Annotated in this window: 22 protein-coding genes; 12 read left to right on the top strand and 10 right to left on the bottom strand. The window is 65.3% G+C overall.

Going from position 1 to position 21,289, the window contains the following annotated elements; all coding sequences use genetic code 11:
* Window positions 1-35: 35 nt before the first annotated feature.
* The gene (locus tag ABJP42_RS07735; protein ID WP_348339755.1) at window positions 36-1,454 is read right to left on the bottom strand and encodes an AAA family ATPase; all 1,419 of its coding nucleotides are present in this window, start codon (window positions 1,452-1,454) and stop codon (window positions 36-38) included.
* On the opposite strand from ABJP42_RS07735, the gene ABJP42_RS07730 reads away from it, so the two are divergent.
* Complete coding sequence (locus ABJP42_RS07730) at window positions 1,437-1,736, top strand: hypothetical protein (protein WP_348339754.1); 300 nt, start codon at window positions 1,437-1,439, stop codon at window positions 1,734-1,736. The two genes, ABJP42_RS07735 and ABJP42_RS07730, sit on opposite strands and share 18 nt — an antisense overlap.
* A 211-nt stretch (window positions 1,737-1,947) precedes the next feature.
* Entirely contained in the window at window positions 1,948-2,967 is a 1,020-nt protein-coding gene (locus ABJP42_RS07725; protein ID WP_348339753.1) for a replication initiator protein A, read from the top strand.
* A gap of 147 nt (window positions 2,968-3,114) precedes the next feature.
* On the opposite strand, the gene ABJP42_RS07720 is transcribed toward ABJP42_RS07725, so the two are convergent.
* Window positions 3,115-4,359 (bottom strand): glycosyltransferase family 4 protein, encoded by a 1,245-nt coding sequence (locus ABJP42_RS07720; RefSeq protein ID WP_348339752.1) that lies wholly within the window; start codon window positions 4,357-4,359, stop codon window positions 3,115-3,117.
* 255 nt (window positions 4,360-4,614) lie between these two features.
* Between ABJP42_RS07720 and rfbC the strand changes: the two genes are divergently transcribed.
* From rfbC to ABJP42_RS07685, 7 genes are all read left to right on the top strand, one after another.
* Window positions 4,615-5,178 carry a dTDP-4-dehydrorhamnose 3,5-epimerase gene (rfbC, locus tag ABJP42_RS07715; protein ID WP_348339751.1) on the top strand — a complete coding sequence of 188 codons (564 nt, stop codon included), beginning with the start codon at window positions 4,615-4,617 and terminating at the stop codon, window positions 5,176-5,178.
* On the top strand, window positions 5,175-6,227 hold the full coding sequence (gene rfbB / locus ABJP42_RS07710) for a dTDP-glucose 4,6-dehydratase (RefSeq protein WP_348339750.1): 1,053 nt from the start codon (window positions 5,175-5,177) through the stop codon (window positions 6,225-6,227). The genes rfbC and rfbB overlap by 4 nt, the downstream gene beginning before the upstream one ends.
* Before the next feature lie 64 nt (window positions 6,228-6,291).
* Complete coding sequence (gene rfbD / locus ABJP42_RS07705; RefSeq protein WP_348339749.1) at window positions 6,292-7,143, top strand: dTDP-4-dehydrorhamnose reductase; 852 nt, start codon at window positions 6,292-6,294, stop codon at window positions 7,141-7,143.
* Complete coding sequence (gene rfbA / locus ABJP42_RS07700; protein WP_348339748.1) at window positions 7,140-8,012, top strand: glucose-1-phosphate thymidylyltransferase RfbA; 873 nt, start codon at window positions 7,140-7,142, stop codon at window positions 8,010-8,012. The genes rfbD and rfbA overlap by 4 nt, the downstream gene beginning before the upstream one ends.
* 258 nt (window positions 8,013-8,270) lie before the next feature.
* Window positions 8,271-10,244 (top strand): secretin GspD/PilQ domain-containing protein, encoded by a 1,974-nt coding sequence (locus ABJP42_RS07695; RefSeq protein ID WP_348339747.1) that lies wholly within the window; start codon window positions 8,271-8,273, stop codon window positions 10,242-10,244.
* On the top strand, window positions 10,234-11,682 hold the full coding sequence (locus tag ABJP42_RS07690) for a GspE/PulE family protein (RefSeq protein ID WP_348339746.1): 1,449 nt from the start codon (window positions 10,234-10,236) through the stop codon (window positions 11,680-11,682). Before ABJP42_RS07695 ends, ABJP42_RS07690 begins: the two co-directional genes overlap by 11 nt.
* Window positions 11,679-12,914, top strand: a complete 1,236-nt coding sequence (locus ABJP42_RS07685) for a type II secretion system F family protein (RefSeq protein ID WP_348339745.1) — start codon at window positions 11,679-11,681, stop codon at window positions 12,912-12,914. The genes ABJP42_RS07690 and ABJP42_RS07685 overlap by 4 nt, the downstream gene beginning before the upstream one ends.
* Window positions 12,915-12,923: 9 nt before the next feature.
* On the opposite strand, the gene ABJP42_RS07680 is transcribed toward ABJP42_RS07685, so the two are convergent.
* Window positions 12,924-13,415 (bottom strand): hypothetical protein, encoded by a 492-nt coding sequence (locus tag ABJP42_RS07680; RefSeq protein WP_348339744.1) that lies wholly within the window; start codon window positions 13,413-13,415, stop codon window positions 12,924-12,926.
* A 162-nt stretch (window positions 13,416-13,577) separates the two neighbouring features.
* Between ABJP42_RS07680 and ABJP42_RS07675 the strand changes: the two genes are divergently transcribed.
* A complete protein-coding gene (locus ABJP42_RS07675; RefSeq protein ID WP_348339743.1) occupies window positions 13,578-14,090 on the top strand; it encodes a hypothetical protein in 513 nt (170 codons plus the stop codon).
* A gap of 56 nt (window positions 14,091-14,146) precedes the next feature.
* Here the strand turns inward: ABJP42_RS07675 and ABJP42_RS07670 are convergent, their stop codons facing one another.
* The 7 genes from ABJP42_RS07670 to gspG all read right to left on the bottom strand — a co-directional run bounded on the left by ABJP42_RS07670 (window position 14,147) and on the right by gspG (window position 19,314).
* On the bottom strand, window positions 14,147-14,647 hold the full coding sequence (locus ABJP42_RS07670) for a type II secretion system protein M (RefSeq protein WP_348339742.1): 501 nt from the start codon (window positions 14,645-14,647) through the stop codon (window positions 14,147-14,149).
* Window positions 14,644-15,936, bottom strand: a complete 1,293-nt coding sequence (gene gspL, locus ABJP42_RS07665) for a type II secretion system protein GspL (RefSeq protein WP_348339741.1) — start codon at window positions 15,934-15,936, stop codon at window positions 14,644-14,646. Before gspL ends, ABJP42_RS07670 begins: the two co-directional genes overlap by 4 nt.
* A gap of 148 nt (window positions 15,937-16,084) precedes the next feature.
* Window positions 16,085-17,077: a type II secretion system minor pseudopilin GspK gene (gene gspK / locus ABJP42_RS07660; protein WP_348339740.1), complete on the bottom strand. Its 993-nt coding sequence runs from the start codon at window positions 17,075-17,077 to the stop codon at window positions 16,085-16,087.
* Complete coding sequence (locus ABJP42_RS07655) at window positions 17,074-17,841, bottom strand: type II secretion system protein GspJ (protein WP_348339739.1); 768 nt, start codon at window positions 17,839-17,841, stop codon at window positions 17,074-17,076. The genes gspK and ABJP42_RS07655 overlap by 4 nt, the downstream gene beginning before the upstream one ends.
* Complete coding sequence (locus ABJP42_RS07650) at window positions 17,838-18,281, bottom strand: prepilin-type N-terminal cleavage/methylation domain-containing protein (RefSeq protein ID WP_348339738.1); 444 nt, start codon at window positions 18,279-18,281, stop codon at window positions 17,838-17,840. Before ABJP42_RS07650 ends, ABJP42_RS07655 begins: the two co-directional genes overlap by 4 nt.
* Window positions 18,266-18,832 (bottom strand): prepilin-type N-terminal cleavage/methylation domain-containing protein, encoded by a 567-nt coding sequence (locus ABJP42_RS07645; protein ID WP_348339737.1) that lies wholly within the window; start codon window positions 18,830-18,832, stop codon window positions 18,266-18,268. Before ABJP42_RS07645 ends, ABJP42_RS07650 begins: the two co-directional genes overlap by 16 nt.
* A complete protein-coding gene (gene gspG / locus ABJP42_RS07640; protein ID WP_348339736.1) occupies window positions 18,817-19,314 on the bottom strand; it encodes a type II secretion system major pseudopilin GspG in 498 nt (165 codons plus the stop codon). Before gspG ends, ABJP42_RS07645 begins: the two co-directional genes overlap by 16 nt.
* 133 nt (window positions 19,315-19,447) lie before the next feature.
* Between gspG and ABJP42_RS07635 the strand changes: the two genes are divergently transcribed.
* Entirely contained in the window at window positions 19,448-20,260 is an 813-nt protein-coding gene (locus ABJP42_RS07635; RefSeq protein ID WP_348339735.1) for a prepilin peptidase, read from the top strand.
* A gap of 110 nt (window positions 20,261-20,370) precedes the next feature.
* Window positions 20,371-21,289, top strand: a 919-nt coding sequence (locus ABJP42_RS07630; RefSeq protein ID WP_348339734.1) for a tetratricopeptide repeat protein, incomplete at its 3' end; no start/stop codon positions are given.

The following is a 21,289-nucleotide window of genomic DNA, read 5'->3' as shown; positions in this document are numbered from 1 at the left end:
CGCGCCGATCCTGCGCGTCTCACCTTGTTAGAGCCTTAGGCCAGCGTGCGCTGATCCTGCGCCGCGGCCTCGCGCTCCAGTTCAGCCCGGCGCCAGACCCCCAGAAGCAGCCGTTTGAAGGCGGCATAGGTGGCGTCAAATGTTTCGCGGCCACGGGCATAGGTCTCGCGGTTAAAATCGCGGTAATCCGCCTCGTAGATACCCGAGACCTGCTCGCCGGCCTGGCCAATCAGCGCGGTGAAATCCTGTTTGTGCGGCGAAAGCACCGGCCCCATATAGGCCTGCATCACCCCGGCCAGCTCGCCCTGCTGGGCGCTGTCATAGCGGGTGATCACCGCCCGCACCGCATCCCATTCAAAACCCATCTCGGGCCGTCCCAGGGCGCGGGCCGCCAGGTTCTCCCCCTCTTCAATCGAGGCAAAGGTGGAATGCAGCATGTCAAAGAAACGCCCGGTGCTGTCGAACTCCAGAAAAGACGCCCCCACCGGCACCAAGAGGATATCCGAGGCCGCCAGCCCGTTGATGGTCAGATAGCCAAGCGCGGGCGGGGTGTCGATAAAGACCAGATCATACTCCTCCAGCACCCCGTCAGCCTCCAGCCGGTCGGTGAGCGCATCCCAGAGCTTCCAGCTGCGCGCCGCCATGCGCCAGACCGGGATCTGGAACTCGGCCCAATAGAGATTGAGCTGAGCGCCGATGAGATCGATATTGGGCCAATGGGTAGGTTGGATGATATCTGCTGCCGTCATCTCCATGGCAGTCGACAGGGTTTCGTCCAGCGGCTGCGGTGCTTCGCCACGATCCAGTCGGCGCTGGTTTTCGCCGCGCAGATGTTCACCGTAGTGGCGCGCCAGCAGCGGGAAGGCGGTCTGCCATTCATCTTCGACCCGGCCGCCAAAGATCGAGGTCATCGAGCCCTGGCTGTCGAGATCAATCACCAGCACCCGATAGCCGTCCAGCGCTGCAGACATCGCCAGATGCGCCGCCGTCGAGGTCTTGCCGACGCCGCCCTTGAAATTGGCCACCGAGACCAGCTTGGCCGGCAGGCCTTTGGGGCGGTAGGGGGTATAGTCTTTGGATTTTGACCCCTGGGCGCCAAAATGCGCTCTGAGCACCAGCACCTCATCCAGGGTGAACCATTTGGCGCCGCCCTCGGTTTCCGAGCGGCCCTGGGGCAGATCCGGATTGGCCTTCAGCACCCGGCGGAAATGGGCCTGGGCGACAGGGATCAGATAGCGGGTGATTTCCCAGGTGGAGAACAGCCGCAGCTCTTTGCGGCCCTCTTCATTCATGCCGCGGCTGGAGAGATCGGCCCGCCCCCGGGCGCAGCCCTCGGCAATCGCGGCAAAGCCTGCGGTGCTGGTGGGGGTGTCCAGCTCTGCCAGCGCCACATCGGGATCGATGTTGAAATAGGGCGGCAGAGCTGCGCCTGCCTTGTGGATATCTCGCGCCATGCTGCTGTGCCCGCCTTTGCCCATCTCTGCACCACCCAGGCTGATCCGCGCTTTGATTTTGGATCTGGGCAGGCAATGTATCGCCTTTATGGCCTGATAGCAGAAAACACGGCACATGGGAAGAATGCGCGCAGGTGTTTTTCTTTTTCTAAGCAAATCAAGCGTCTGCACAGGGCGAAACAGGGGGGATTGGCAGCGGGAAAATTTTTCTACCCTGTTATTTATGAGTTATATTATAGTTACAGGGTAAGGCAGGCCCGCGCAAAACCCTTTTTTTATTGATGATGCGGGCAGATTTTGCAGTCCTGGTGACTCTGAAACCCCGTTGAAATGACTCCAAACCCCCGAAGAGGCGATTCCGGAACCCCGTTGAGAAACCATGTGGATAACTCTAGGGTGGGCGTAATCAAAACCACGAAAACGAGTCACCTCGGGAGTCTGGCGGATCAGGCGCAAAACCCAAGGGGCAGCAGGCAGAACGGGCGGGGCAGGCATGGCAGGGGCAGGCGGAGCATATCCAGCTGAGGCAGCGGGAGGATTTTTCCTCTGTGATATCTTTGATGCGATTCCCAAAAACGATCTGGCCTCGATGGAACATCCGCTGTTTTCGCTGGCGACCCGACCGGACCGGCGCATCCTGAACTACGAACACAATGGGGCGCAGATCACCGTGGTACCCTCGGTCAAAGGCCTGGCGACAATCCATGACAAGGATATTCTGATCTTCTGCATCAGCCAGCTGATGGCGGCGCAGAATGCCGGGCGACAGCTGTCGCGCACCCTGCATCTCAAAGCGCATGATCTGTTGATTGCCACCAACCGCGAGACTTCGGGCGATGCCTATCGCCGCTTGCGCGAAAGTTTTGAGCGTCTGGCCGGCACCCGGATCACCACCAATATCGTGACCGGCGGCGAAGCGGTGACCACCGGCTTTGGCCTCATCGAGAGCTGGGAGATCGTGCGCAAGGCCCCAGGCTCGAAGAAGGGGGCGGGCCGCATGATCAATGTGGCGGTGACCCTGTCGGACTGGCTGTTTCGCGCGGTGCTGTCCAAATCGGTGCTGACGCTGAGCCGGGATTATTTCCGCCTGCGCAAACCGCTGGAGCGGCGCATCTACGAGCTGACCCGCAAACACTGCGGCCGCCAAAACGCCTGGACCATTTCGGTCGAAACCCTGTTGAAGAAATCCGGCTCTGCCAGTCCGCGCCGGGTGTTTCGCAAGATGCTGCGCGATATGATCATGGCCCAGCCGCTGCCGGATTATGCGATGGAAGAACTGCCCGGGGATCTCATCCGGTTCAGCCAGAAACAGAGCGTGGTAGAGCCGGGCGCGGTGGATGCGCCGATCCTGAAACCCAGCACATTGGAACGCGCGCGTGATGTGATGCCAGGGGCGGATGTCTACGCGCTGGAGGCCGAATGGCGCGCCATGTGGGCGCGTTCCGGTCGGCCCCGGTTGCGCCAGGCCGATGCGGCCTTCCTTGGTTGGGTCAAGAAGCGCGGCGAAGATTAAGAGTGTAGAAAAGGGGGCTTTGCCCCCTCGCGCCACGGCGCTCACCCCCAGGATATTTTGGGCCAAATGAAGAGGGGGTGCCGCTTTCACCTTTCTTCAAATATTCCCGCCGGAGGCCATCAAATGTTTCGCGCGCGAAACATTTGATTAGAGCGCGATATGTTTGGCTGCAGGCAGCAGCGCGTTGATCTGGGCAATATGTTCGGGCAGGCAATGGCTGAGGAAGTCATAATTCTGCAGCACATGGGCGCGCGCTGCTGGTCCCAGATGGGCGTAAGATCCCGGGTTGGCCAGAACATCCGTGACCTGATCTGCGAGGGCAGCAGGGTCAAAGAAATCCACCAGCATACCGGTCTCGTCGTGGGTGACGGCCTCGCGCACCGGGGTCACATCTGCCGCCACCACCGTGGCCTGCATCGACATCGCCTCCAAGAGCGACCAGCTGAGCACAAAGGGCATGGTCAGATAGATATGGCAGCGCGAGATGCGAATGATGCGGCAGAGATCGTCATAGGGCACCTTGCCGAGGAAATGCACCCGGCTCCAGTCGACACTATCGCCCAGCTCCGCCTCCATCTCGCCGCGCAGACCCTTGGGGTGGCTGCTCTCAACGCCGTAGGAGGTCTCGTTGCCGCCAATCATCAGCACCCGGGCCTTGGGGCGCGCCGCCTGAATCCGGGGCAGGGCGCGCATCATGATGTGAAAGCCGCGGGCGCGCTCCATATTGCGGGCCACATAGGTCACTACCTCGTCTTCGCGGGTCAGCGGCTGTTCCAGGCGGCCGAGGCCAACTGAAGCCTCCGGGTCCGGTCGCAGCCGGTCGCAGCGAATGCCATCATGGCAGGTATACATGCGATCATGAAAGGAGCGCGGGAAGCGGTCGCGCTGCCAGAGGGTGGGGGTATGACCCTGATCCACCGCCTCGATGCTGGCATAGGGCACGGTATTGCGGGCCTGGGCAAAAAAGCCGGCCTGATCGCTGGGCGGGCTGTCGGGGTCAAAGCCAACCAAGCCGCCAGAGGTGCGGTAGAAATACTCAAAGAAGCCGATCACCGGCACATCCGGCCAGATCTCTTTCATGAACAAGAGCTCGCCCCAGCCGGTATGGCCAATGATGATATCGGGGGTAAAGCCCTGGTCGCGCTGCAGCTGGCGCGCCGCCATGGCGGCCCCAAGTCCGGCGCCGGCGGCGGACTCCCAATCTTTGGAGAGCCCATAGGCGTCTTTGGTGGGCTGGTGATGGCTGCGGTAGGTGACGGTGGTGACACCGGGCAGCCGCAGGCCTTTGCGCTGGGTGAGAAAGGCGATCTCATGCCCGCCCTGTTTGACCAACCAGGAGAGTAGCTCGCGATACTGGCCGGGCATGTTTTGATGTACAAAGAGGAATTTCATGACGGGAACAATACCTTGGGATCTGCTTGCGCCTATGCTTGCCGGGGAACGCGCCGGGGCGCAAGTCGGCAGCGGCGCTGCCCCCTTGCCATGGTTGCGACATGCTTGTGTCATGGCGAAGACCGGATTGTTGTCAATACGCGGCAGGCAAGGGTGAGTGCTGCCTTTGCCGCCTTTGCCGCCTTTGCCCATGGCGCAGCGCTGCGCCACACGGTAGGACAGAGGTGCAGGCAGTGACGAGAGTGACGGGATAAAATGCAGGTTGAAGAAACAGGATTGCCGGGGCTGAAGGTTTTGACCCCACAGCGGTTTGGCGATGCGCGCGGGTTTTTCAGCGAATGCTGGAGCCGCCAGCGCATGGCAGGGCAGGGCATTGATCTGGACTTTGTGCAGGACAATCATTCGCTGTCGATGCAGGTTGGCACCCTGCGCGGGCTGCATTTTCAGGCGCCGCCTCATGCCCAGGCCAAGCTGGTACGCTGTGGCCGGGGGGCGCTCTTTGATGTGGCGGTGGATATCCGCAAAGGCGCGCCCACATTTGGCAAATGGTTTGGCGTCGAGCTGACGGCGGAAAACGGCAAGCAGCTCTTGGTACCGGAGGGGTTCTTGCATGGGTTCATCACCCGCGCGCCGGAGACTGAGATCCTGTATAAATGCAGCGATTACTACGCGCCCGATTGTGACGGTGCGGTGGCCTGGGACAGCTGCGGCGTCGACTGGGGCTTTGTCGGCGCGCCCGTGCTGAGCGCTAAGGATGCCGCCGCCCCGGCGCTGGCGGATTTTGACAGTCCCTTTATCTGGCAGGGAGAGCCCGCATGAAAATTCTGGTCACGGGCGGTGCTGGCTTTATCGGATCTGCCGTGGTGCGCCGTGCCGTTGCGGCGGGCCACGCGGTGGTCAATCTCGATGCGCTGACCTATGCCGCCTGCCTGGAGAATGTGGCCATGGTGGCGGATCATGCCAATTACGCCTTTGAGCAGGTGGATATTCGCGACCGCGCCGCGCTGGACCGGGTCTTTGCCCAGCACCAGCCCGATGCGGTGATGCATCTGGCGGCTGAATCTCATGTGGACCGGTCGATTGACGGGCCCGGCGATTTTATCGAGACCAATATCACCGGCACCTTCAATATGCTGGAGGCGGCGCGCAAATACTGGCTGGAGGCGGGCAGGCCTGACGCTTTCCGCTTCCACCATATCTCCACCGATGAGGTCTATGGCAGCCTGCCTGCCGATCCAAGCGTGCAGTTCACCGAAGAGACCGCTTACGATCCGCGCTCGCCCTATTCGGCCTCCAAGGCCGCCTCGGATCATCTGGTGCGGGCCTGGGCTGAGACCTACGGGTTGCCGGTGGTGTTGACCAATTGCTCCAACAACTATGGCCCCTTCCATTTCCCGGAAAAGCTGGTGCCGGTGGTCATTTTGAACGCGCTGGCGGGTAAGGCGCTGCCGATCTATGGCGATGGCTCCAATGTGCGCGACTGGCTCTATGTGGAAGACCACGCCGATGCGCTGCTTTTGGTGCTGCAACAGGGCGTGCTGGGGCGGAGCTACAATATCGGCGGCGAGAATGAATGCTCCAACCTGGAGCTGGTTGAGACGCTCTGTGCGATCCTCGATGCAAAACGCCCGCGCGCCGATGGGCAGCCTTACAAAGACCAGATCACCTTTGTGACGGATCGCCCCGGCCATGATGCCCGCTATGCAATTGACCCCAGCCGCATCCGGGAGGAGCTGGGCTGGCGGCCAAGCGTGACGGTTGAAGAAGGGCTGGAGCGCACGGTGCAATGGTATCTCGACAACGAGCGCTGGTGGCGGGCGCTGCAGAACCGCAGCGGTGTGGGGGAACGTCTGGGCACTGGCAAGTGAAGGCTTTCCCCAGGAAAGCCTGGCCTCCGGCGGGAATATTTGAGGAAAGGTGAAAGCAGGGCACATGAGCATTCTGGTGTTTGGCAAAACTGGCCAGTTGGCGCGGGAATTGGCGCGACATGAGGCTGTCAGCTGTCTGGGCCGCGATCAGGCGGATCTGAGCGAGCCCGAAGCCTGCGCTGCCGTGATCCGGCAGGCGCGGCCTACAGTGGTGATAAATGCAGCCGCTTATACTGGCGTTGACAAGGCCGAAGCGGAAGAGACCCTGGCCCATGTGATCAATGGGGAGGCTCCCGGTGCCATGGCGCAGGCCTGTGCCGATCTGGATATTCCCTTTGTGACCGTCTCGAGCGATTATGTTTTTGACGGCAATGGCAGCAGCCCCTGGCGTCCTGATGACACCCCGGCGCCGGTGAATGCCTATGGCCGCTCCAAACTGGCGGGCGAGGAAGCCGTGCGCGCGGCGGGCGGGTCCCATGCGATCTTGCGCTGCTCCTGGGTGGTGTCTTGCCACGGCAACAACTTCGTCAAAACCATGCTGCGCCTCGGGGCAGAGCGCGATCAGTTGACAATCGTGGCGGATCAGATCGGCGCCCCCACCCCAGCGCGCGATATTGCGCTGGCCTGTCTGGAGATCGCGCAGCAGCTGACGGCAGACCCCGAAAAATCGGGCAGTTATCATCTGCAGGGCAGCCCAGAGGTGAGCTGGGCCGGCTTTGCGCAAGAGATCTTTGCCCAGGCGGGTCTGGCCTGCGCGGTCACGGATATTGCCACAACCGACTATCCGACCCCGGCGCCCCGGCCGCTGAACTCACGGCTGGATTGCACGACATTAGAGACTGTTTTTGGCATCCCCCAGCCCGATTGGCGGGCGGGATTGCGGGATATTTTGAAAGATCTGGGAGAGGCGTCATGAGCGCGAGAAAAGGCATCATTCTGGCCGGTGGATCCGGCACCCGGCTTTACCCCATCACCATGGGGGTCTCCAAACAGCTCTTGCCGATCTATGACAAGCCGATGATCTATTATCCGCTCTCGGTGCTGATGCTGGCAGGCATTCGCGAAATCTGCGTGATCACCACGCCGCAGGATCAGGAACAGTTCAAACGCACCTTAGGCGATGGCAGCCAATGGGGCGTCGCCCTCTCTTACGTGGTGCAGCCCAGCCCCGATGGTCTGGCCCAGGCCTTTATCCTGGCCGAGGAGTTTCTGGCGGGCGCCCCTGCGGCGCTGGTGCTGGGGGATAATATCTTCTTTGGCCATGGGCTGCCAAAACTCTTGGCAGCCGCCGATGCGCAGGCCGCGGGCAGCACCGTCTTTGGCTATCACGTGGCCGATCCCGAACGCTACGGCGTGGTGGATTTTGACGATGCAGGCCGCGCCCGTCAGATCATCGAAAAACCCGAGGTGCCGCCGTCCAACTACGCGGTCACGGGCCTCTATTTCCTTGATGGCTCAGCGCCGCAGCGGGCCCGCACGGTGCAGCCCAGCCCCCGCGGAGAGCTGGAGATTACCGATCTGCTGCAGAGCTATCTCGATGAGGGCGCGCTCAGGGTTGAGACCATGGGCCGGGGCTATGCCTGGCTGGATACCGGCACCCATGGCTCGCTGCTGGAGGCGGGTAATTTTGTCCGCACCCTGCAGGACCGCCAGGGGCTGCAGACCGGCTGCCCCGAAGAGATCGCCTTTGAGCAGGGCTGGATCGACCGCGCCCAGCTCAAAGCCCGCGCCGCGCTCTTTGCCAAAAACGAATATGGTCGCTACCTGGAACGCCTGCTGGCCTAGCCCAGCGGGCTCGCAGCGGGCTGAAGCTTCATTTGGCCCTAAATATCCCGGGGGAGCGGCCCCTTGGGGCCGTGGGGGCAGAGCCCCAATTTCGAACCGGGCAAAGCCCCAATTTGGAAGCGGCGCGCGCCTGAGGGCGGGGCTGTCAGAAAACCATGGGTTTTGCACGCAAACCCCTCTATGATGCCCCAAAGATAATCAAGGCAGCGGGGGCGGGGATCTCTTCCTGACCCGCGCGCAGCAGTAAAAGAGCAGCCCATGGCACAGCGCGCAGAGAGGCAACCGGTGCGGATCGGTTTTATGTGGAGTCTTCGTCTCTGGATCGGAGCTCTGGCCATGCTGCTGCTCTGTCTGCAGCCGTTGCGCGCCCAGGTCACCCTGGATCTGCGCGACGCCGATCTGCGTAATTTTGTCGAAATCGTTTCCGAAGCAACCGGGCGCAGCTTTGTGCTGGATCCGGATGTGCGCGGCAGTGTCACGGTGCTGGCCCCGGATCAGATGTCGCCGCAGGATCTGTTTGAGGTGTTTCTTTCGGTGCTGGAGCTGAACCGGCTGACCCTGATCGAGGGCGCCGGGGCGGATCGTATCGTGCCGATGAATGTGGCGCGCGAGCTGTCCTCGGGCAGCAGCGAGGGCCTGCCCAGCGGGTTTGAAACCCGGGTGATTCCGGTGCGGGAGGTGCCGCTGCAGGAGGTGATCGAAGTGGTGCGGCCACTTTTGCCCCCCGAGGCGGTGATGACCCCGGTGCCGGGGGCCAAGCGGCTGATCATCTCGGATCGCGGTGCCAACCTGAACCGGATTGCCCGGCTGATCAAACGGCTCGACCAGCCCCGTGCCACCGCCCCGATCGAAATCCTCCGGCTGCAAAATGCCAATGCCGCCGATGTGCTGCAGGTGGTGCAATCGATGGATCTGATCCCCGAGGGCTCCTCGGTGAGTGTCGATCGGCGCTCCAATGCGCTGCTGATCTCGGGCTCGGAAGCGCTGCGCCATCGGGTGCGGCTTCTGGTGGATGAGCTGGACACCCAGCGCGATACCGTGGTCTCGCGCACCGTGCCGCTGAACTATGCCGATGCGGCGGCGATCTCGGATGTGGTGATGCGCACCCTCAATACCGATACCGGCAATGCGGCGCGCGCCCCCGTGCGCATCGTGCCGGAACCGCAGACCAACACCCTGCTGATCTCGGCGCCACAAGAGCGCATTGCCGAGATCGTGCAGATGGTGCGCTATCTGGATCAGCGCCCCACCCAGGTGCTGGTCGAGGCGGTGATTTTTGAAATGTCGGTCGAAGGCCTGTCGGATCTTTCGGTGCAGTTTGGCGCGGTGCTGAACAATGCGCTGGTGGGCGGCGCTCAGTTTGACCTGCCGGGGCGCTCCAGCCTGACCAATCTGATTTCCTCGGTCTCCAATGGCACCACCCCGGCGCTGGGATCGGGCGGCTTTCTGGGCGGCGCCAAACAGAATGGCGATGGCGATGGCATTGTCGGGCTGATCACCGCCATTGCCTCGGTGAATTCCACCCGGCTCCTGTCGACCCCCTCGATCCTGACCCTGAACAATCAGGAGGCCGAGATCGTGGTGGCGCAGAATGTGCCCTTTGTCACCGGCAGCTATTCCACCGTCAGCGACAGCAGCTCGGTGGAGAACCCGTTCCAGACCATCGAACGCCAGGATGTGGGCCTCACCCTGAATGTGACGCCGCAGATCAATGCCGACCGCACCGTGCGCATGGTGATCAAGCAGGAAGTCTCTAACCTGACCAATTCCACCGCCTCTTCTGGGGGCGAAATCACCTCGCGGCGCTCGCTCTCGACCACGGCGCTGGTGCGCGATGGCAATGTGATCATGCTGGGGGGCTTGCTGGAAAATGGCTCTGGTGGGGTCAATCAAAAGGTGCCGGGCCTGGCCGAACTGCCGCTGGTGGGCGGGCTGTTTCGCGGCAAAAGCAGCAATAGCAGCCAGCGGGTGCTGCTGGTTCTCTTGCGGCCGCAGGTGGTGTCAAACGAGGCCGAAGCACAGCGCATCAGCCGCGATCTGGCCCGCAAGGCGCAGGATGTCAGCGCCACAATTGCGCCGGTGGATGATGGGCGCTTTCCCTACGGGGCCCAGGGGGCCTTGCCCTTTGATGGCGCCAATCTGAACCAGCCTTTTGATGCCGGCTTTATCGACGATGTGGCGCAGCAGCGAAACTTCCCACCGCTGCCCAGCAGGCTGCGGTTTGGCAACTAGGCTTCCCTTCCCCTTTGCCCGCGACCAGCAGGTGCTGCTGGATGGCAGCGCTCTGATACTGGGGCCCGGCGCCAGCCAGCTGGGGCTGCGTGAGCTGCAGCGCCGGGTGGGGTTGCGACCTGAACTGCAGGTGCAGGAGCTGGATCAGAGCGGTTTTGAGGCCGCCCTGGCGCGGGTCTACCAGGAGGGCAGCGCCGCGCCGCAGGAGAGCCTGAGCTTTGATCTGGAAGAGCAGGCCTTTGCCCGCCGCCAGCGGGATCTGCTGGATGAGCCCGGCGATGCGCCGGTGATCACCCTGGTCAATCAGCTCTTGGCGCGGGCGGTGCAATCCGGCGCCTCAGATCTGCATATCGAACCCCATGAGGCGGGCCTGCGGGTGCGCATGCGCATCGATGGCTTCCTGCAGGAGGTGATGGACCGCGCGGATGTGCCGGTGAAACGCATCGTGTCGCGGCTGAAGGTCATGGCCGGCCTGGATATCGCCGAGACCCGGCTGCCGCAGGATGGCCGCATCCCGCTCTCGCTGGCGGGGCGGCAGATCGACACAAGGGTGAGCTCCCTGCCGGGCCATTACGGTGAACGCATCGTTTTGCGGATCCTGGACCGCTCCACCGGGCTGCGGCCCCTGGCAGAACTGGGGCTCTCACCGGATCAACAGGCGCTGTTGCAGCGGCTCTCCGGCTTTCCCAATGGCATCATCCTGGCCACCGGCCCGACGGGGGCGGGCAAGACCACGACGCTTTATTCACTGTTGCAGCTGGCCGATCGCGCCGAGCGTAATATCGTCACCGTCGAAGATCCGATCGAATATGACCTGCCCGGCATCAGTCAGAGCCAGATCAATTCCGAGATCGGCATGAGCTTTGCCGCCGGGCTGCGGGCCACCCTACGGCAGGATCCGGATGTCATTCTGGTTGGCGAGATCCGCGATACAGAGACCGCCCAGACCGCGGCCCAGGCAGCACTCACCGGGCATCTGGTGTTTTCCTCGCTGCATGCCAATAGCTCGGTCGGGGCCATCGTGCGGCTGCGCGATCTGGGCCTGGATAATTTCCTGATTGCCGCGACCCTGCGCGGGGTGATCGCCCAGCGGCTGCTGCGCCGGCTTTGCCCGTCCTGTCGCCAGCCGCAGCCCCCCGATGAGACCGCCCGCGCCCTGTTCCAGCGCCACGGGTTGGCCCTGCCGTCCGAGATCCAGCAGCCGCAGGGCTGTGCCGCCTGTGAGGGCAGTGGCCATGCCGGGCGCATTGGTATCTTTGAGATGGCCGAGGTGACGCCGCAGATCACCGCCGCCATTGACCGCGGCGCCACCGAGGCAGAGCTGAAGGATCTGGCGCTTGCAGCCGGAGAGAGTCTGATTGGTCAGGGGCTCTTGGCGGTGGCCCTGGGCGAGGTCAGCCTCGAGGAGGCCCTGCGCGTGGTCGGGGATGTGGCGTGAAGGCCTATCGTTATACCGCCTATACCAGCGCCGGGCGGCGGCGCAGTGGCACCGTGGTGGCCGAGACCGAAGCCGATGCCAGCCGTCAGCTCGAGGCGCAGAATCTGTTTGTGGCAAAACTCTCCGAGAGCCGCAGCGCGGCCGGGGGGGATAAGGCCCGCACTGGCAGCGCGGGTTGGATGGCGGGCTGGCGGCAGCGGCTGAGCCCGGATCTGCAGGTGGTTTTCACTCGTCAGATGGCGGTGATGCTGGGGGCGGAACTGCCAGTGGAAGCGGCGCTGGAGGCGGTGCGCAGCGGTGGTCATCCAACGCTGGATGCGCTTGCTGCCGAGGCCCGCGCGGCGCTTTTGGATGGCGCCAGCCTGTCAGAAGCCCTGGCCCAGACCGGGGCCGGCTTTGCCCCCTATTATCTGGCAGCCCTCCGGGCGGGGGAAACCGCAGGCGAGCTGGCCATAGTTTTTGAAGCCCTGGCCGATCATCTCGAGCAGCTGGGCTCTGACAAGGCGCAGATCGCCACGGCGCTGATCTATCCGGGCTTTGTGGCGGCGGTCTCGCTTTTGGTCTGCGCCATTCTGATGGTCAATGTGGCGCCCGAAATTGTCGCCCTGTTTGAACTCTCGGACCGGCCCCTGCCGCCGCTGACCCTGGCGGTGCTGAGGGTTTCGGATCTGATCCGCGACAATGTCGCGGCGCTTGGCCTGATCCTGCTGGCGCTGGTGGCGGTGGTGATGCTGGCGGCGCGGTGGCCCGCCCTGCGCCAGCGCCGCGATGCGCTCTTGCTGCGGCTGCCCCTGGTGGGCCGGTTGATGCGGCTCTCGGCGGCGGTGCAATATCTGCGCACCCTGGCCCTGGTGCTGGGCGCGCGCCAGCCGGTGCTCAATGCCACCGAAAGCGCCACCGAGGTGCTGAGCCTGGCGCAGTTTCAGACCGAAGGCACAGCTGTGACCCGCCGGGTGAGCCAGGGCGAAAGCCTCTCTGGCGCGCTGGCGCAGCTCAGCTTTCTGCCGCCGGTGGCGCGGCAATTGGTGGCGGCCGGTGAGGTTTCGGTGCGTCTGGGCAGCATGAGCGGCCGGGCTGCCAGCCTGGTGGAACATCGGATGTCCACCGAACGCAAACGTATTGCCGCCTTGTTAGAGCCTGCTTTGATGATGTTGGTGGGGGGGCTGGTGCTGGTGATCGTGCTGGCGGTGCTCTTGCCGATCTTTGATCTGCAGGCGGTGGTGGCGGGCTGAGACCACCGCTTATTCTTCAAAGCCCAACCGTTCCGGCGGGGCCCCCTGGCGCGAGACCCAGAGCCCCTCGGCATCGATCCGCATCACTTCGATATCTTCGCGCAGATGATCGCCCTGACGCACCAGCTGTTCGCCGCTGGGATGGGAGACGATGGCCCAGGTGGCCTGTCCGGCCTGCACCCGGCCTTTCAGCACATAGCCGAGGCTTTCCAACGGCGGCAGCGCCGGGTTTGGCGGTTGCGGTTCATCCTGGACCGGGGCGGCAGCGGGGCGGGGCGGTTGTTTCTCGCCAAAGAGCGCGGGCCAGTGCCGGGGCACTGCCTGCGGGGACAGCACCGCGGTGGGGCTGCCCTTGGCGGTGATCTGCAGCGGCGGGGTCTGCGGGTCCGCGGCCCAGTTGCCCTGCCAGTTGCCCTGCCAGAGCCCCTGCCAGAGCTGATGTCCGGCCAGCCCGGCCAGGGTCAGCAGGCCAAGCGTCAGTATGTATGCGATCAGGCGCATGGCGCTCCTTGCCGGTTGTGTGGTTACGAGGCCCCGGGCGGGGCTCAGGCGCATATGTGCCACAGATCCAGGCGCAGTCTGGCGGTGGCGCGCGCCCAGATAGACGGGTTGCGCCGAACATGGTAAATTTCTGAAAACAAATAAACAGAAAAAGAGCAGGCAATGCAGGTGATATCTCTTGCAAAACTCGGGCTGATGGCCGGCGGGGTTTTGATCCTGGGCAGCTGTGGCGAGAGCCTTGGCCCCAAAGGTGGCTTTCATTCAAAATATTCGGTGGCCCGCAATGCGCTGGAAAGTGGCGACTATGCCCGGGCCAGCCGCAGCTATCAGCGGCTGATCGCAGAGGCCGGCCCGCTGGCGCCGCGGTTGCAGCTGGAATATGCCCATGCCGAGCTGCGCAGCGGCAATTACACCGAGGCCGCCCGCATTGCCGGCAGTCTGGCCGATGGCCAAAGCGGCGAGGCCCGTGGGGCCGCCCTGGCGGTGCAGGGAACAGCGCAGCACGAGCTGGGTCTGGCGCTGCTGGCCAAGGGCGAAGTGGAGCCGGGCAAGGCGCAGCTGATCCAGGCCCGCGCGGCGCTGGACGAGGTGCTGAAATCCCCGGCTGATCTGGACCCTCTGGGCTCGATGGCGGGACGGCGTGCCAGCATCGCGGCGCGGCTGCAAAAACTGTAATTTTCCCTGCGACCTGAGGCGCGCTGTCTGGCGACTGCCAGTCGTCTATTGCCAGCCTATTGCCCGGCTGGGATCAGGCTGATCCAGGCCGCCACCCGGCCGGCGTCCTGCAGCTCTGGCAGGGCCTCCAGCCGGAAGCTGTCGATCTGATAGCCCCAGCCGGGATGCGCGGCAGACAGCCAGGTGCCGAGCTGGATGAAATCCACCCGGTCAAAGCGCAGATCAATGGCGCCATCGCCCTGGGTTGACAGGGCGCTGAGCGCCGGGCGCAGCCGCGCCTCGATCAGCCCGCGCTCAACCCCGCTGGTGCCAATCGGATCTGCAGGTGTCGCCGGTTTTCCTATATTCAGGCTCTGTTTTTCGCGGATCTGCGCGGCAATCCACTGCTCCAGCGCCTGGGCCTCAGCGAGGCGGGTCTCGGCCTGCAGGCGGCGCTCTTGCAGCGGCAGCAAGAGACCAAAGCCAAGCCCCAGCAGGATCACCAGCCCGGCGCAGGCCAGAAGCAACCGTTCGCGCGGGCTGAGCCGCAGCAGCAGATCCAGCGCCCGGGCGATCATGGCTGCGCCTCCAGACCGGTGATGAGGAATTCGGCCTGCACGCTGCTCTCGGCCTCGCTGACCCGGGAATCGGTCAAAGCGGTGGTCAGCCCGGCGGCGCGCAGCGCCTCAGCCAGTTGATCGGCTTCGGCAAAATCGCTCAGCCGCAGCGCCAGCACCAGCCCCGCGTCGCTGCGATAGCTGAGCAGATCCGGTTGCAGCCCGGCGGCGCTGAGCACCGCGGCCAGCGGCGCGGCCAGGTGCAGCGGATCGGCCTTGCCCTCTGTGGCACCGCTGTTCTTGCGCAGCTCGGCGAGGGCGCGGCTGACCTGCAGCCGGGCATCCAGCACCGGGCCAGAGGCGACAAAATGGCGCCGCACCAGCGCCTGGTTGCGCTCTTCCTGCGCCAGGGCCGCTGTCTGCAATTGGTTGAGCTGAACCAGCTGCCCGGTGGCCCAGAGCCCGGCGGCGAGACAGGCGGCCAGCAGCGGCCAGCGCCAGGGCAGCACAGTGGCGGCAAGCCGGGCCCGTGCCGCCATTGGATTGTGGCGCAGATCGCAGTCCAGCTCGCTATGGGCAAAAGATTCCGGCTGGGGCAGCCCCAGGGCGCGGGCCGCTGCCGGTTCCTCGATCAGGGCGATGTCATGGGCGGCGGCCAGGGCCTTGATCTCTGCCAGCAGCCTCGCCTCTGCGGAACCCTGCCAGAGGATCGCGCGGGGCGGGCTGCGCTCTGGATCCGGCACCGCAAGCGCCTGGCGCAGCAGCGCCAGGGCGATGGCGGGCTGGGCGCTAAAACCATCCTCGGGGCCAAGCCGCGCCACCATCACCGGGCTGGGGCGGGAATTGGGGCTCGGGTCTGGGTGAGAACCGGGGTTTGGGCCGGGGTTTGAACTGGGATCAGCGGTACTCTGCGCCAGCTGCAGGCTCCAGATCCCGGCGGCGGTGGGCAGGGTGAGATAATCCGGCAGCACCGCCCGACAGGTAAGGCTTTCAAGACCCTGCAGCCATTGGCGATCAGCCACCAGAACGCGGCTCCAGCGCGCGTGCCCCTGGCCAGAGCTGCCTGTGCCCGCTGGCACAAAGGGCCGCAGGCTGAGACTGTCGGGGCTGAGCCCGGTGCGGTCGGCCAATTGCCGCACCGCCACCTGTTCGCGGGCCTGGCCACGCAGCCCGGGCGGCAGATCAAGCCGCAGCAGCGGGATCTGATTGCCGGGCACCGCAACAACGGCCTCTGGCGCGGCCAGGTCCCTGCCCAGCGGGATCACCGGACCGGGGCGGGTCGCCTTGGATTTGCGCGCGGCAGTGGGCATGACGGAAAGGGTCCTGGCAGCAGTGGGTCTTGGGTGGTGTGGCGCAGCATGCCGATAGCAGGGGCAAAGCGCAATGTGGCTTTTTCCCTGCCAGGACATCGGCATAGGGCGGCGGGAGGGATCTGAAGCCCCTAATCCGAGCGTCAGGCTAGGGGCGCTGGGTCACCTGCCAGATCAGCGCGGGCCGCCGCCCCGGGGTGAGGCGGCGCAACAGGGTGACCCGCTGGGCGGTCTGAGCCTCCAGCCGCGCCTGGCTGTCGACCCGGAACCATTGGCTGCTGATGGTCAGATGCTGGGCTCCCAGCAGCGCAGGGCTGCCTGCCTCTGGGGGGCCCTCTTCTGTGGCCTCGCTCTGGGGTAGGCCGGCAGCGCTGAGAAACCCCTTTACCGAAGCAAAGGCGCGCCGCTGGCGGCTTTGCAGCAGCCGGGCCAGGCGGGCGGCGGGCAGATCGGGCAGAAAACTTGCCAGCACCTCGGGCGGGGCGGTGTTCACATTCAACAGGCTGTCGCCGGGCAGGGCGGTGATCAGCCCCCGCAACCGGCCATAGGCGCGGGGGCTGAGCCCCGGCAGATCCGCCAGCTGATCGGCGCTGAGCAGCGGCCCGCCCACCGGATCCAGTGGCGGCTGCAGCTGGCGCCAATGGCGCGGATCCCTGGGCAGGGCGCCGGGAGTGACAAACTGGCGGATCTCTGCGCCGATCTGCGGCGCCAGCCCCAGCCGCGCCAGCAGGCGGTCAAAGGCTGCCTGGGCCAGGGCATTGTCAGGGTTGCTCAGCCAGTTCACATTGAACCGCCCCTGCAGATCGCGGATCTCCCCTGCGACCGTGCCGCGGGCCAGCTCCAGCGGCGGGCTGACCCGGGCCCAGGTCTCATTCAGGTGATCGCTGGCGCCCCCGTCGCGGGCCAGCCGGGTCAGCGCCAGCGCGTCAAACCCATCCAGCGCCAGCGCCAGCTGATCCGTCACCAGGGCGCCTTCCAGCCGACTGCGCCCCTGTTCGGCGCGGGCGAGCAAGAGCACCGCCAGCGCCGCCAGTGCGGCCACCAGCACCAGGGCATTGACCAGCACAAAGCCGCGATCAGAGCCCTGCGTGGCGCGGGCAGCGGCGGGCTTGGCGCCGGGACTGCTGGTTTTGCGGATCATTGCAGGCTCTCCAGCAGGGTGATCTCTCCAAAGGCGCCGGTGACCAGAGTAAGCTCTACCGCCAGGGGCAGGGTGCTGGAATAGACCTCGCTGGCCAGTCCGGCCCCGTCGCTATCCGCCGCGCCGGTGGTGAGCGATGGGGGGCTGGCGCTGCCGCCCTGGGGCTGCACCCCATCGACCCAGCCGATCTGCGGCCAGTAACTGCGCAGGCGCAGATCCTGCACCCCGCCCAGGGCAGTGCTGTCGCCCCAGATCACCTGGGGTTGGCGGGCGCTGGCTGCGGCCGGGATCAGGCTGGGCCAGACGCCGCGGCTGAGCTGCCCGTCCTGCACCTGCCACTCCACCCGCCCTGTAGAAAATCCGGTAGAAAGCCCGGTTGAAAACCCGGCAGAGCTGAGCCCGGTGACAAAGCGCGGCAGGCCGCCGCGCGACAGCGCCAGATGGGTGTCGCCGCCGCGGCGCTGATAGCTGAGCGCGCTTTGTGGTGGCGCCCGGTTGGGCGGGTAGAACAGCATCGGCACCAGGGCGCTGAGATCAGCGCGCAACAGGCTGGTGACCTCGGCCAGGGCGGCGCTGCGCGTGCCCCGCGCCTCCAGGTCATCGCGCAGCCGCAACATCCCGGTGAGCGCCTGCGCCCCCATCACCGCCACCAGGGCAAACAGCCCCATGGCCAGCACCAGTTCGATCAGGCTGAGCCCCCGATCCTGAGGCGCCGCCTCTGGGCTACAGGCCTTTGGGCTGCGGGTTTCCGGGCGCCGGTTCATTGTCGGGGCTCCGGGGTAAGGTAGAGCGTGAGCTGCGCCCCTTCGCCACTTTCGGCGCGGGCGATGACATGGGTTTTGATCAACCCGCCGGCGGTGATTTCCTGCGCGGTCACGAGGCGAAACCGCTGGCCGCCCAGGGTGACTTCCCCCGGCAGGGCGGGACCGGAGCCGGCATAGAGCTGCAGCTCTTCGGCACGGTTGCGGGCGGCGATCCGGGCTAGCAGCCGGGGGGCTTCGCCGCCAATGGCCAGACGGGACTGATCGGTGGCACGCAGCGCCGCCAGAGTGCCAAGTGCCAGCACCAGAATGGCCAGAGCCAGCTCCAGCAGGGTAAAGCCCCGGTTGCCGCGCCCCGGTCTTTGTGTTGCGGGCCTGTGTTCTACGGGCCTGTGTGGGGCTGGCCGGACTTTCACGAATTGGCGTTTCAGGAATTTTTGCATTTGAGCCCCGTCCAGCCATCGCTGTGGCAGCTGGCCTGGCGCGCGGTATCGCCGCTGGTAAAGCGGAGGCGAAAGGCGGTGGTGCGGCCATCCGCAAGGAACTGGATCTCGGGGCTGGCTGCACCAGTTGCCTCTCCGCCGATCTGGCCTGCTGTGACGGCAAAGCTCACCCGTCCCTGCCAGCGCTGTTGCTGCGGCGAGATCCGCCAGCCAAGCGCAGTACCTGCGCCGGGAGGATCCTCTGTCAGCGGGCGGGGCACAGGCCGCGCCGGGTTGAACCCACGGGGAGAGATCACCAGCCCCTGGGTGGTCTGGCTGGTGATGGCCTGTTGGCGCAGGGTTTTGAACTGGCGTTGAAACAGCGCCATATCGCGGTCCTGGGCGGTCCCGCCGCGCGGCAGGGCCAGGCTGGCGCCAAAGGTCACAACCGCCAGGATGGCGATGCAGACCAGCAGTTCGATCAGGGTGAAACCGGCCGTGAGATCAACCGTGAGATCAGCCGTGAGGCCGTCAGAATTTTCTGTCGCATCAGGCTCTAATTCAGGGTCCATGAGCCAATATCCTGGTCCACGCCTGCGCCGCCTGCGGTGCCATTGGCGCCATAGCTGAAGACGTCAAAATCCTCATGCACCCCCGGGGAGAGATATTGATAGGGCTGGCCCCAGGGGTCCATCGGCAGCCGGTCCATATAGCCGCCCTCGGCCCAGTTGGCGGGCTGGGGATCGCTGCTGGGACGGCTGACCAGGGCCTGCAGCCCCTGCTCGGTTGTGGGGTAGCGGAAATTGTCCAGCCGGTAGAGATTGACGGCGCTGACCACCGAGGCAATATCGGCCTTGGCGCGGGCCGCACGGGCCTGATCAGGACGGTCGATCACCCGCGGCACCACCACCAGCGCCAGCACCGAGAGGATCACCACCACCACCATCAGCTCGAGCAGGGAAAACCCGGCATCGCGGCGGCTGTTTTGGGCGCCAGTGTCAGGCGTTGGAACAGGAGCCGAAACGGGGCGCAGAGGGGAGGCTACAGGGGGCATCGGAGACTTTCATTTGTGTGAGCGCATGATAAGGGAGGGGGGGAAGACTTGTCCATCACCCGGCTGAGAGATCAGGAAAATTCCGCCTTTGGCCACCGGGGTGCCGCAGCCCGCAAAAGAAGCGAGACCCGCCATGTTATTGCCCGCTGAGACAGCGCTGCCTGCACCGGAGCTGCCGCTTGCCGCCGGAGTCTTCCTGCTGCTGCTCGCCCCGGCTATCGGGTCGTTTCTGGGGGTGCTGGTGGATCGGCTGCCGCGCGGCGAAGATGTGCTCTGGCGGCGCTCGCAGTGCCGCAGCTGTGCCGCCGCCCTGGCGCCTTGGGAGCTGCTGCCGATCCTGTCCTTTTGTGCCAGTGGCGGGCGCTGTCGCCACTGCGGCGCTGCGATCCCGGCCTGGGCTCTCTATCTGGAAATTGCCGCGCTTGGGGTGGCGGTGCTGGCGCTGGCTGCGGGCGGCGGCCTTGGTGCGGTGCTGTTCTCCTGTCTGTTTCTCTGGGGGCTTTTGGCGCTGGCGCTCTGTGATCTGCTCTGGCTGCGACTGCCGGACCCGCTGACGGCGGGCCTGTTCCTGGTGGTGCTGATCTGGGCCGGCAGCGCGGGGCTGCAGGCCCTGGGCTTTGCCCTGCTGGGGGCCGGTTTGGGCCTGGGCAGTTTTTATGCCCTGCGCTGGGGCTATCAGCATCTGCGCGGGCGCGAAGGCCTGGGGCTGGGGGATGTCAAACTGATGGCGGCTCTGGGCGGCTTTGCCGGGCCGCTGGATCTGCCGCTGCTGGTGCTGATCGCGGCGCTGACCGCCCTGGGCGGCGGCGGTATTGCCCATCTGCGGCGCCCAGAGCAGGCCTCGGCGACCGGGCTGGCCCAGCAGCCACTGCCCTTTGGCGCGGCGCTCTGCGCGGCAGCGGCGCTGCTCTGGCTCCTGCGCGGGCTGGACCTGTTGTGGCTGTGATCATTTGATCTTGGCCTGCGCCCGCCTTAGGGTCCGGCCCAGAGCCGTTGCGATCCGGCGCGGCGGTTTTTTTCCGAGCTATTCATCAGAGCTATTCAAACGTGAGACATATGGCGACTTACCTTTCCCCGCGGGCCTTCCTGAGCCTCTCCCCGGTTCTGACACCTGTCCTGACACTGGTCCTGACACTGGCGCCGCTGGCCCCTCACAGACTGCTGGCCGAAGAGCTGCCCCCGCCCGTGCCTACCGAAGCGACAGACGCGGGAGAGACACCCGAGATCGACATGGCCAGCATCGAAGCGGCCTGGGCGGCAGGGGATTTTGTCTTTGTGCGCCAGGGGCTGCAGCAGCTGACCAGCCAGGAGGGCAGTTCCGCCCTGGCCCAGTACCGCTATGGCCGGGTGCTGCTGGAGGGGCGCGGCGGTCCGCAGGATCTGCTGGGCGCGCGCGATTGGCTGGAACGGGCCACAGGCCAGCGGCATCAGGCGGCGACGGTGCTTTTGGCGCGGCTCTATCTCAGCACCGCCCCCGGCGCGCCGGATCGCGATCCGGCGCGGGCGGCGGTGCTGTTTCGCACCGCAGCGGTGCGCGGCAATGCCGAGGCGCAATATTACCTTGGCCTGCTCTATGGTGAGGGGCTGGGGGTCACCGCAGATCCGGTTGAAGCGCTGACCTGGCTGCAGGCCGCTGCAGAAAATGACAATGTGGCGGCTCAGTTTGCGCTGAGCCAGGCCTATGCCAAGGGCGGCGGCAGCGCCCAGGATCCCGCAGCGGCGCTGCACTGGATGCGCCGCGCCGCCGAAGGCGGCCACAGGGAGGCGCAGTATTACCTCGCCTATGCGCTGGACAGCGGCCAGGGGGTGGCGCGCAACCGGGAGCAGGGGCTGACCTGGCTGATCCGCGCCGCCGAGGGCGGCTTTGTGCGTGCACAGGTGGCTCTGGGCAAAAAATATCTCAAGGGGGACGGGGTGACAGCGACCCCTCAGGAGGCGCTGCGGTGGCTGACCCGCGGGGTTGAGGCCGGGGATC

The sequence above is a fragment of the Pseudophaeobacter sp. genome, assembly GCF_039971195.1.
In the GTDB taxonomy this organism is placed as follows: Bacteria; Pseudomonadota; Alphaproteobacteria; order Rhodobacterales; family Rhodobacteraceae; genus Pseudophaeobacter.
This window is presented reverse-complemented; position numbering and strand designations above follow the sequence as displayed.